6 protein-coding genes are annotated in these 12,315 nt (G+C 62.0%); all 6 read left to right on the top strand.

Going from position 1 to position 12,315, the window contains the following annotated elements:
- Positions 1 to 58 precede the first annotated feature (58 nt).
- The 6 genes from VHX65_09215 (at position 59) to VHX65_09190 (ending at position 11,589) form a co-directional block, all read left to right on the top strand.
- On the top strand, positions 59 to 3,919 hold the full coding sequence (locus VHX65_09215; protein HEX3998714.1) for a peptidylprolyl isomerase: 3,861 nt from the start codon (positions 59 to 61) through the stop codon (positions 3,917 to 3,919).
- 495 nt (positions 3,920 to 4,414) lie between these two features.
- Positions 4,415 to 7,567 carry an FAD-binding and (Fe-S)-binding domain-containing protein gene (locus tag VHX65_09210; GenBank protein HEX3998713.1) on the top strand — a complete coding sequence of 1,051 codons (3,153 nt, stop codon included), beginning with the start codon at positions 4,415 to 4,417 and terminating at the stop codon, positions 7,565 to 7,567.
- Positions 7,568 to 7,613: 46 nt separating this feature from the next.
- Positions 7,614 to 8,675 carry an SDR family oxidoreductase gene (locus VHX65_09205; GenBank protein HEX3998712.1) on the top strand — a complete coding sequence of 354 codons (1,062 nt, stop codon included), beginning with the start codon at positions 7,614 to 7,616 and terminating at the stop codon, positions 8,673 to 8,675.
- Positions 8,672 to 9,187: a DUF1440 domain-containing protein gene (locus tag VHX65_09200; protein ID HEX3998711.1), complete on the top strand. Its 516-nt coding sequence runs from the start codon at positions 8,672 to 8,674 to the stop codon at positions 9,185 to 9,187. Before VHX65_09205 ends, VHX65_09200 begins: the two co-directional genes overlap by 4 nt.
- A 40-nt stretch (positions 9,188 to 9,227) precedes the next feature.
- Complete coding sequence (locus VHX65_09195) at positions 9,228 to 9,686, top strand: PPC domain-containing DNA-binding protein (protein HEX3998710.1); 459 nt, start codon at positions 9,228 to 9,230, stop codon at positions 9,684 to 9,686.
- Between the two features lie 97 nt (positions 9,687 to 9,783).
- A complete protein-coding gene (locus VHX65_09190) occupies positions 9,784 to 11,589 on the top strand; it encodes a thiamine pyrophosphate-requiring protein (GenBank protein ID HEX3998709.1) in 1,806 nt (601 codons plus the stop codon).
- The last annotated feature ends 726 nt before the right edge of the window (positions 11,590 to 12,315 follow it).

The raw sequence follows: 12,315 nt of genomic DNA, 5'->3' as shown, positions 1-12,315 counted from the left end.
AGGGTCTCGCCTCCGGAAGGCCCGCGGCGCTCGCCTCGAAGCGCTCGAGCCGCGGCTGGTGCTGACCGCTCCGACGCTGGCATCGATTCCGAATCAGACGCTGCAGGCCGGCCTGCCGCTTGAGATTCCGATCAACGCCACCAGCCCGAGCGGATATACGCTCAGCTACTCCGTCACCAGCACGAATCCATCCATCACGGCCGATCTGCAGACCGGTAATCCCGATCTGGTGCTCAGCGTCACCCATACCGCGAGCGGCCAGGCGGGCGATACGTCGTTCTCCGGCACGATCGTGATCGAGCTATTTCCCAGCGCGGCCCCGAACACCGTCGCGCAGATCGAAAATCTGGTGAACTCCGGCGCTTACAACGGCATCGATTTCTACCGCATCGTGCCCGGGTTCGTCGCTCAGGCTGGTTTGGACGGCGCCACGGCCCCGGCCAGCGCCGACGTGAAAACGCTCGACGACGAATTCAATTCGGTGCTTCCCGTCTCGGATCCAAGCCAGCCGCTGGAATACACCAGCGAAGGGGTGGTGGGCCTCGCGCGCATGACGGCCGACGACACGGGCAGCACGGAGTTCTTCATCACCACGACAAACACGTCGTCGTTCCTCGATCTGCAATACACGGTTTTCGGCCAGGTCGTTTCGGGGATGAATATCCTCACCGACATCGGCAACGTGCCCAATAATGCCTCCGACAAAAATTTGCCCTACAGCCCGGTGACGATCACCAAAGCCACGATCAGCACCGACAACAACGATTTCGCCCTCGGCCTTTCGGCGCCGCTCGGGACGACCGGCACCGGCTCCGTGACCGTAACGGCCAACGACGGCCATGGCGGCACGACCTCGCAAACGTTTCAGGTGACGGTCGAAGCGCCGCAAAGCGATCCCGGCCCGATTTTGACCAGCATCCCCACGCAAACGACGACCGTAAACACTCCGCTCACCTTCCAATTGCCGGCCTTCGATCTCGAAGGCGACCCGATCACCTACTACGATCAAACCGGTTTGTCGCCGTTCGACCTTAGCCCGACGCAGGCGATCAACCCGAATCTGAATGTCAGCATCAATTCGTCGACGGGGAAAGTGACGGTCACGCCGACCAACGGCTTGGTCGGCGTCACGCCAATGTTTTTCGGCGTCGCCAGTTCGGAAACTCCTGATTCGGCGCCGAACACGGAAATGGTGCCGCTGTTTATCGACCCAGCCGCCCCCACCAGCGTCACTCTCGAAGCCGCCTCCGACACGGGCTCGAGCAATAGCGACGACATCACTTCGTTCAACAACTCGAGCGCGGGCAAAGAACTCCAGTTCTTGGTCACCGGCGTCACCTTGGGCGACACCGTCGTTCTCATGGATGGCGGCAAACAAATCGGCAGCGCCGTCGCCACGTCGTCGAGCGTCGTCGTCACCACGAACGGCGCCGTCACACTTTCCAATGGTCCGCAGCAAATCACCGCCGAACAGATTCTGGAAAACCAGTCGTATACCGTGGGCAACGATTCCGGCACCACGTCGCTCGCCAGCACCGCCTCGACGGCCTTCAGCGTGACGGTCGATAACACGACCCTGCCGTTCATATCCACTCCGGTCACCGTGGCCGTGGCCGGCCATCCCTATAGCTACACCGCCCAGGTGAGCGACATCGTGACGGCCGGCATCACGTATGCCATCGTCGCGGGTCCGACCGGGCTAACGATCAATGCTTCGACGGGCGCGGTTAGTTGGACGCCGACGGTCTCGCAGCTTGGCGTCAGCGCTGTGGAAATCCGTGCCACCGATGCCGCGGGCAATACGTCGGTCCAATCGTTCGATATCACGGTTTCTTCCGGGCCGCCGGTTGCCGGCGTTTCGAGCTCCGAAGCCGCGAATTCGTCGTTCCAAACCGGCGCCACGATCCCGATCCTTGTCACGTTTGGCGAAGCCGTGAATGTCACCGGCACGCCCAAGCTCACGCTTAACGACGGCGGGGTGGCGAGCTACGTGAGCGGTAGCGGAACCAGCACGCTCACCTTCGACTACACGGTTGCCACGGGGCAAAACACTGCCGACCTCGACTACGCCTCCACGGGAGCCTTGGCCCTCAATGGCGGAACGATCAAAGATTCGAGCGACATCAACGCCGTGCTCACGCTGCCAGCGACCGGCACCGACGGCTTGGCCACGCGCGACATCATCATCGATACCGCGGCCCCCACGGTCACGGTCACTCCGCTCATCACCAACAACACCAAGCCGACGCTCACCGGCGCCGTCACCGATCCGACGCCGAGCAGTAAGATCGCCAGCGTGAAGATCGTCGTCGACGGCCAGACGATCACGGCCACCGTCAGCGGCACCACTTGGAGCGCCGCCGTGCCCGTCGCCATCCCCAACGGCACCTATAGTGTCCAGGCGACCGCGACCGACAATGCCGGCAATAGCGCCAGCACCACCAGCCCCAGCGGACTGACGATCAACACCATTGCTCCGACCGTCAGCGGAATTTCCACCACCGCCGCCGCGAATTCGACGTTCAATGTCGGCCAGCCCGTTTCGATCGGCATCGCATTCAGCGAGGCGGTGACCGTCAGTGGCACTCCCGAGTTGAACTTGAACGACACCGGCGTGGCCACCTATACCAGCGGCAACGGCACCTCGACGTTGACATTCACCTACACGCCGGCCGCGAACCAAAACACGTCCGACCTCAATTATTCGTCGACCGCGGCTTTGATTCTCAACGGCGGCAAGATCCAAGACGCCGCGGGCAATGCCGCCGTGCTGACGCTTCCCGCCACCGGCACCGACGCGCTGGCGGCCAAGGACATTAAGATCGTCACCCCCACGGCCGTCGTCGACTTGGCCGTCGCGCTCACCGCAACTTCGACATCGCTTCCGGGCGGCGGCATCGCCTACACGGTAGTCGTAACGAATCATGGCCCGAGCACCGCCCAAAGCGTTTCGCTGACCGACACGCTGCCGTCCACGGTCAGCTATGGTTCGCAGATCGAAACCAGTGGCGCGACCTTCACGCTCAGCCATAGCGGAAATTCGATTACCGACACGATCGCCAGCCTCGCCTCGGGTGCGACCGCTTCGATCACGATCGCAGCCGATTTGCCGATCACGGCTGCCGCCGGCTCGATCGGCGACACCGCCACCGTCAGCAGCTCGACGACCGAATCGAATTCGGCAAACAACACGGCCACCGCCAGCACGACCGTTTCCACCACGGGCGTTATGCTCACGACCGATCCCAACACGCCGAGCGAAACGGATTTGGTCGTCGGCGGCACCTCGGGGGCAGACAACGTCAGCTTCGCTTCCGCCGGCGCGGGAAAAGTCACCGTCACGATGGACGGCAAGTCGTATGGCACCTTTGCAGTCACTGGACGAATCGTCGCCTATGCCGGGGCGGGCAACGACATGATCGTCGTCAGCTCCGCAATTACGCTACCGGCGTTTCTCTATGCCGGATCCGGCGCCGATGAATTGGTCGGCGGCGGCGGCAACAATGTCCTGATCGGCGGCAGCGGGGCCGACACGCTGATCGGCGGCACCGGCCACAATATCCTCATCGCCGGCACGGGAGCCGCGAAACTCTATTCCGCTCCGATTGGCTCCGTCGATAGCGCAACGGGCGGGTCGATCATGATCGCCGGCACGACCACCTACGACGCCAACGACAGCGCCCTATCGGCCATCATGGCCGAGTGGGGCTCGACCGACAGCTACGCCACGCGGATCGCAAAGATCAGCAACGGCAGCCTCGCCGGCGGCGTGGCACTCAACACGTCGACCATCGTTGCCAGCAAGGCCGTCGACGAACTGTTCGCCTCGACGGGCTACGACTGGTTCTGGACGCTCAGTCCGCTCGACCAGATTCTCAACGTCAGCCCGCAAAAGAAAGCCTCGCTGGTTACCAACTAGCGTCGATGCCGATTCGCCCACTCACACAATCGGACGCCGCTAAAACTCTGCTCGCGGTGAAACGAAACGCTCCATCACGATGGTGGCACCCGTTTCGGGTGGCCGACGGCATACGGAGGATGCCCGCTACGTAGTAGGCACTCCATGTGCCGTCTGCGCTGGCGTGGGCCGTCTTTACGCTGGCGGCGTCTCTCCCGGCGTGGCGCTGGTGGCACGTTTTGTGCAATGCCGGACATCCGCCGACCGGTTTGTGTCCGCACGGCTTTAGAAACCGCCTGCCTCTCGATAAGCCACCGCAGTTGTAATCCGGCGGAGCTTGAATCGCGCCCACCATGATCGTTTTTGAATCGATCGCATGGAGATCGATAGCTGCTTCCCGCCGGACGTGGACCGGGCTCAGCAGCGAAGTAAAACGCTTTTTCACCGGCACCGCAGGGCTCATCCAAAATGATTCGAAAACTTCCGGTTTTGCCTGCTCTCCCGAATAACTCCGCGGTGGATCGTTTTGAACGCCTGAAAATCGACGACTCGCGAACCAAAATCGGCGCCAGCGACGCAGCCGCACTGGAAGCCGCCTTGCGGAAGGAAATTGACGGCGAAGTGCGCTTCGACGATGGCACGCGCGCACTCTACGCGACCGACGGCTCGAATTATCGCCAGGCGCCGATCGGGGTGACGATTCCGCGGCACGTACAAGATGTCGAAACCATCGTGCGGCTGGCCCGCGAACACGGGGCGCCCGTTCTTTCGCGCGGCGCCGGCACCAGTCTCGCCGGGCAATGCTGCAATGTGGCCGTGGTGATCGATTTCTCGAAATACATGCACCACGTGGTCGATATCGATGCCGGCCGTCGCCTCGGCCGCGTGCAGCCCGGTTGCGTGCTCGATCATTTTCGCGAAACCGCGAAGACCCAGGCCGGCCTGTTCTTCGGCCCGGATCCTGCCACGCATAGCCGCTGCACGATCGGCGGCATGCTCGGCAACAATTCCTGCGGCAGCCATTCCCTGTTGAGCAAGAAGCACGGATTCGGCGTGCGGATGAGCGACAATACACATTCGCTCGACATCTTGCTCTACGACGGCACGCGGATGCATGTCGGCCCGACTTCGCCCGACGAGCTCGAAGCCTACCTTCATGCCGGCGGCCGGCAAGGCGAAATCTATGCCGCGCTCAAACGGCTCGTCGAGCGCTACGGCGACACGATTCGCCAAAAATTTCCCAAGCTCGAGCGCCGCGTGTCGGGCTACAACCTCGACGATCTGCTGCCGGAAAAGGGATTCAACGTCGCTCGGGCGCTGGTCGGCTCCGAATCCACGCTGGTGACAATCCTCGAAGCGACCCTGCACTTGGTTCCCGCGCCAAAGGAGCGCAGCGTCGCGATGCTCGGTTTCAAAGACCTCTACACCGCCGCCGAATGCGGCGAAGAGGTGCTGAAATTCAATCCCACCGCCTGCGAAGGAATCGACAAGCTCTTATTCCACTACGTGAAGCAGAAGGGCGATGAAAACGCCAGCCTGGCGATCTTGCCCGAGGGGCCGGCGTTTCTGCTGGTCGAATTCGGCGGCGAATCGAAACAGGATAGCGACGATCAGGCCCGCCGCATGATGGATCACGTGCGCGGCTTGGGCGATCGCGCTCCGGTCGATATGAAGCTCTACGACGACCCGAAGCAGGAAGAAATGATTTGGAAGGTGCGCGAGGGGGGCCTCGGCAGCACCGCCTGGATACCCGGCCAGCCCGACACCTGGCCCGGCTGGGAGGATTCCGCCGTGCCGGTCGACGTCGTGCCGCAATATCTCCGCGAGCTGCGAGCGCTGTTCGATAAATACGACTACCATCCTGCGCTCTACGGCCATATCGGCCAGGGCTGCATCCACTGTCGCGCGCAATTCGATCTCTACACCGCGCCCGGGATCGAAAAATACAAGCGGTTCATGGACGAAGCGGTCGATCTGGTCGTCCGCTTTGGCGGCGTCGCATCCGGCGAGCATGGCGATGGGCAAGCCCGCGGCCAATTCCTGCCGCGGATGTTCGGCGACGAAATCATGCAGGCCTTCACCGAGTTCAAACGCATCTGGGATCCGGCCAATCGCATGAGCACGGGCAAACTGATCAACCTCGAAGGCCCGGCCTATGGCATCACGGAAAATATGCGCGTCGGGCCCGACTACAACCCGCCCGAGCCGAAAACGCACTTCAGCTTCAGCGACGATCAACACAGCTTTGCCCGGGCGGCGCTGCGGTGCGTGGGTGTGGCCGCGTGCCGGCGTGAGAAGGGGGGCACGATGTGCCCGTCCTACATGGTCACTCGGGAAGAAAAGCATTCCACTCGCGGCCGGGCGCGAATGCTGTTTGAAATGATGAACGGCGAAATAATCAAGGACGGCTGGAAAAGCGAGGAAGTGAAAGACGCCCTCGATCTCTGCTTCTCCTGCAAAGGCTGCAAGGGAGATTGCCCCGTCAACGTCGACATCGCCACGTACAAGGCCGAATTCCTCAGCCACTACTACGAAGGCCGCCTCCGGCCACGCCACGCCTACGCCTTCGGTTGGATCCATATTTGGTCGCGATTGGCGTCGGTAGCTCCGTCGCTGGCAAATCTGTTTACGCAATTGCCCGGATTGAGCCGAGTGGCGAAATTCATGGCGGGCGTGCATCCGAAGCGCAAGATTCCCGCCTTCGCCCCGCAAACATTCAAGCAATGGTTCCGCTCGCACGAAGCCAAGCATCCCGATGGACCGCCGGTCGTCGTGTTTGCCGACACCTTCAACGATCATTTCCATCCCGACGTGGCGATTGCCGCGACGGAGGTTTTGGAAGATGCCGGCTTCCGGGTTCACGTTCCGATGGCGGATGTCTGTTGTGGCCGACCGCTCTACGACTATGGTTTTCTCGGCATGGCCAAGCGCTGGTGGATCGATATGCTCGAGAAATTGCGCCCCTACTATCGAGCCGGCGTGCCGCTGGTCGTGCTCGAGCCGAGTTGCTGGGCCGCTTTCAAAGACGAACTGAAAGACATGCTGCCGCACGATGAAGACGCCAAGCGGCTCCGCGAACTCACCTACACGTTGGCCGATTTCCTGCGCCAGAAAGCGGCCGACTATCCGATCCCGCCGCTGCCGCGCAAAGCGATCGTCCACGGCCATTGTCATCAAAAGGCCCTCGACACGCTGAACGACAAGGAGATTGGCAAGCTGTTTGCCGAAAAAGAAGTCTACGACAACATGCACCTCAACTATCGGCTGCCCGAAACCGGCTGCTGCGGCATGGCCGGCGCTTTCGGATACGAAAAGGAAAACGATCACTACGAAGTCGGCGTGGCGGCCGGCGAACGAATGCTGCTGCCGGAAGTTCGCCGCGCCGCGCTCGACGAACTGATTATCGCCGACGGCTTCAGTTGCCAGGAGCAGATCGAGCAGCAGACCGATCGGGCCGCGCTGCACATCGCGCAAGTGCTCCAGATGGCGGTCCGCGGCGACGAGCAGGTGGCAGGGCAGCGGCCCGAGGAACGAATGGTCGGCCGGCGAAAACGGTCGCAGCGGGCCGGAATGCTCCATGCCGCGGCGGCAGTCGGCGCGGGCGCGTTGGCCGTCGGTTTGAGTGCATGGGCGATAGGGCGATACTGCCGCCGTCAAGCCGACGAGTAAACGGCGATTCCTATCACAGGCCACGAACAACAGGAAGCATCGAATCATGCAAATCGACAAAGACACCGTCGTGGTGATCACCGGCGCATCGGGCGGCGTGGGCCGGGCGACGGCCCGGCTCTTCGCCGATCGCGGTGTGAAAATCGTGCTGCTCGCCCGCGGAAAGGAAGGCCTCGATGGCGCCAAGCGCGATGTCGAACACCGCGGCGGCAAAGCGCTCGCCGTCGTCGCCGACGTCAGCAAATACGATCAGGTTCAAGCCGCGGCCGAAGCGGCCGAGCGCGAGTTCGGGCCCATCGATCTGTGGATCAACAACGCCATGGTGTCGATGTACAGCCCGTTCATGAAGATGACTCCCGAGGAATTTCGCCATATCGTCGAAGTCACCTTTCTTGGCAACGTGTATGGCACGCGTTGCGCCCTGGAGCGGATGATGCCGCGCGATCGCGGCGTCATTATCCAAGTCGGCTCGGCGCTGGCATTCCGCTCGATTCCGCTGCAAAGCGCCTATTGCGCGAGCAAGCACGCGATCCAAGGCTTCACCGAATCGATCCGCAGCGAATTGATCCACGAGAAGAGCAATGTGCGCGTGTCGGTCGTGAATATGCCCGCCCTGAACACGACGCAGTTCACTTGGACGAAGAACAAGATGCCGAACAAGGCCCGGCCCACCGGCACGATCTTCCAGCCCGAGGTGGCCGCCGACGCGATTCTGTTTTGCGCCGAGAATGATCGCCGCGAGATCATGGTCGGTTACACCACCGTGGAAGCCACGCTCGGCGAAAAGGTGATCCCCGGCATGCTCGACCATTATCTGGCCAAAGCTGCCTGGGATGGCGCGATGCTGCCCGAACCGGCCGACCCGAATCAACCCGATAACTTCTGGCAGCCGATCCCACGCGATCTCGGGGCGCACGGACAGTTCGACAATGTGTCGCGCGACTTCAGCATCGAGCTTTGGGCCAGCAAGCATCGGGCCGGCCTGCTCGGCGGCATGCTTCTGGCCGGCGCCGGGCTGGCGACGTATTTGTTCGGCAAGCCGTCGGACCAGGCAGCTAAGCAGAAACAATTGGCCCACGCTCACACTCACAACGGAGGCGGCCGATGAGTTGCTCTCGCACCACATCCGCTTTGATGGCCGGCGCTTTGGCGGGCTTGGCCGGCACCGCCACAATGATGGCGATGCGCATGTTCGACGAAACCTACGCACCCAAGACGATCCCGAAAACACGCCGCGATCCGGGAAGATACATGATGCGCAAGGCCGAAGCCGCCACGAACTTGCCGAAGGTTCTGCCGCAGGGGGCCGTTCGCCGCCAGATCGAGAACGCCGGGGCAATGTCGATGCAAGTCGGCTACGGCATTCTGCCCGGAATCGCCTACGCCATGCTGCGCGGGCAACGCCGCAACGGTTCGTCGCTGGTCGAAGGCGCGGCGATCGGCATGGGCGTTTACTTGCTCGGCTATTTTGGCTGGCTCCCGCTCTTGGGTCTGACCCGCCCGCTCTGGAAGCAGCCGCTGCCGGAGGTGGTCGGAGAAACGATGCGGCACGTGGCCTACGGCGTCACGACCGCCGCCGTTTACGGGGCGCTCGAGTCCGTCGGCAGCGAAGCGCGGTAGCCGGCCGTGTGGCCCAAGCAATGAGAATAAAGAATATCCCATGAAATCGAAATTGCTCAGCGACATTGCGGGCCGGCGCGAATGGGGCCTGATCTTCGACGCCGGCGACGATTGTATGACCGAACTCAAGCGATTCGCGGCCGACGAACAACTCAGCGCAGCGCATTTCACCGGCATCGGCGCTCTCGAACGCCTGACGGTCGCTTGGTTCGACCTCAAGTCGCAATCCTACCAACCGATCGAAATCAACGAGCAAGTCGAATTACTCAGCCTCATCGGCGATATCGCCGAATCGAACGGCAAACCGGCAGTGCACGCCCATATCTGCGTCGCCAAGCGCGATGGCAGCGCCCACGGCGGGCATCTGCAGAATGGGCGGGTCCGGCCAACGTTGGAATTGATCGTCATCGAATCGCCGGCCCATCTGCGCAAGACATTCCGTCCGGAATTCGGCTTGGCCCTGATCGATTTGGAGCATTCCGACGCCGCGGTTTCCTGACGCAGCCTGAAACCAACAAAGATCCCGCCCAGCCCGAACGTCCCGCCCGGAAGAGATGGCCTTGAAACGAACTGCTTGAAACGAAGGAGTGCAACCCATGGCAATCAGCGTCGGCCAATTCGTGATGAAGCGGATGCAAGAGTGGGGCGTCAAGCGGATCTACGCCTATCCGGGCGACGGCATCAATGGCCTGCTCGCCGGGCTGCGCAAAAATGACGACAAGCCGCGCTTTATCCAGGCCCGGCACGAGGAATTGGCCGCCTTCATGGCCTCGGCCCATGCGAAGTTCACCGGCACCGTCGGCGTCTGCATGGCCACCAGCGGGCCTGGGGCCATCCACCTGCTCAACGGACTTTACGACGCGAAAATGGACCACCAATCGGTCGTGGCCATCGTCGGGCAATCGGCCACCACTGCCATCGGCAGCCAATATCAGCAAGAAGTCGATCTGCAATCGCTGTTCAAGGACGTGGCCAGCGAATACTGCGTCACCGTGATGAGTCCCGCGGCGGTGCGGCATTGCATCGACCGCGCCTTTCGCATCGCCATCGATCAACACGCCGTCACCTGCGTCATCTTTCCAAAAGATATTCAGGAAGAATCGGCGGTCGAGGAGCCGCCGCAACGGCACGATCATGCGCTCAGCGGCATCGGTTGCCCCGTGCCCTACATGGTGCCTCACAAAACCGATCTATCGAAAGCGGCGCAAATCCTCAATCACGGCAAGAAAGTGGCCCTCTTGGTCGGCGCCGGAGCCCTCGCGGCGCAAGACGAAGTGCACCAGATCGCCGAATTGCTTGGGGCGGGCGTGGCCAAAAGCTGGCTCGGCAAAGCGGTCATCCCCGAGGAGGTGCCGTTCTGCACCGGCCATATCGGCTTGCTCGGCAGCAAACCGACCTGGGACATGATGAAAGAGTGCGACACGCTGCTGGTCGTCGGCAGCAGTTTTCCCTACGCAGAATTTTATCCCAAGGTCGGACAGGCCCGCGGCGTGCAAATCGATATCGACGGCCGGCTGCTGAGCTTGCGTTATCCGATGGAAGTCAATCTCAAGGGCGATTCGAAGCAAACGCTCGCCGCCCTCATCCCGCTCTTGGAACGCAAGTCGGATCGCTCCTGGCAGGAAAAACTCATCGGTTACGTGAAAGATTGGTGGAAGGTCGTCGAAGGCCGCGCGAGCCTGGACGGCAACAACGGCTTGCTCAATCCGGAACGCGTGTTTTGGGAGCTTGGCAAGAAGCTGCCCGATCGCTGCATTCTCGCGGCCGACAGCGGTACGACGGCCAATTGGTACGCCCGCGATCTGAAAATTCGCCGCGGGATGATGGCCAGCGGCAGCGGCAACCTGGCGACGATGGGGGCGGCAGTGCCCTATGCCGTCGGCGCGAAATTCTGTTTTCCCGACCGGGTGTGCATCGCCGTCACCGGCGACGGCGCCATGCAAATGAACGGCCTGAACGCCTGCATCACGGTCGCCAAGTATTGGAAAGAATGGTCCGACCCGCGCTGGATCACGCTCGTGCTCAACAATCGTGATCTGAACCAGGTCACTTGGGAACAGCGGATCATGATGGGCGACATCCGCTTTCTGGCCAGCCAGGAGTTGCCCGATTTCCCCTATGCATCGTTCGCCGAGTCGATCGGCTTGCGCGGCATTCGGGTTGAGAAGCCGGAACTGCTTGCCTCGGCCTGGGATCAAGCGTTGGCAAGCGACCGGCCGGTGGTTTTCGAAGCGATCTCGGATCCCGACGTGCCAACGTTGCCGCCGCACATCACCCTCCAGCAAGCGAAGAATTTCACCGAAACGATTTTGCGCGGTGATCCGAGCGAAGGGGGCATCATCAAGCAAGGCATCAAAGGCATGCTGGAAAGTTTTATGCCCCATGCTGCAAACAAGCCATGACGCTCATGACCACCTCGCATTATTCGTAGCGCAACACTAACCCGAAGCGTTAGCGAGGGAGCCCCGCAACGGCGGCATCGTCTCACTGCAGGCGGCAAAGCCGCGCGCACATTGGATGACTGCGTTCGTGACGGCGACCCGCAACGGAGCGCATCCTCGCTTACGCTTCGGGCTAGTGTTGCGTCAACGCTGGATTTTGGGATGGCCAAAGCGATTCGCCCGACGATTCGCCGCCCCACTACCGATCCATGATCCCGAGTGGGACGCAACACTAACCCGACGCGTTAGCGAGGGAGCCCCGCAACGGCGGCATCGTCTCACTGGGTGCGGCAAAGCCGCGTGCACATTGGATGACTGCGTCCGTGACGGCGAGCCGGCAACGGAGCGCATCCTCGCTTACGCTTCGGGCTAGTGTTCGTCAACGCTGGATTTTGGGATGGTCAAAGCGATTCGCCCGACGATTCGCCGCTCCACTACCGGAACAAGGCGGGCTAACCGCGCTCGCCGCCAGGGCGGTGCCTCCGGCGGACGAGGAATTGGTGAACTCCGAAAAGGCCGATCAGTATGATGGGCCAAAGAACCCATGGCCAAAGTGTAAGCCACGCCGGGAGGGGATCGCCCACTTCGAGCTCGCAACCCGTCTCCGCCGGGCCGGCGGGCCCGGAAATCGAAATTTCGGCCCTCCACCGGCCGGCCCAGGGCAGTTCGAACAGCGCGGCGCGAAAA

Source organism: Pirellulales bacterium (assembly GCA_036267355.1).
In the GTDB taxonomy this organism is placed as follows: Bacteria; Planctomycetota; Planctomycetia; order Pirellulales; family DATAWG01; genus DATAWG01.
This window is presented reverse-complemented; position numbering and strand designations above follow the sequence as displayed.

What these genes read in the sequence shown, in the direction of transcription:
- VHX65_09205 (HEX3998712.1), top strand. Translation starts at nt 7,614, where the DNA reads ATGCAAATCGACAAAGACACCGTCGTGGTGATCACCGGCGCATCGGGC.
- VHX65_09200 (HEX3998711.1), top strand. Translation starts at nt 8,672, where the DNA reads ATGAGTTGCTCTCGCACCACATCCGCTTTGATGGCCGGCGCTTTGGCG.
- VHX65_09195 (HEX3998710.1), top strand. Translation starts at nt 9,228, where the DNA reads ATGAAATCGAAATTGCTCAGCGACATTGCGGGCCGGCGCGAATGGGGC.
- VHX65_09190 (HEX3998709.1), top strand. Translation starts at nt 9,784, where the DNA reads ATGGCAATCAGCGTCGGCCAATTCGTGATGAAGCGGATGCAAGAGTGG.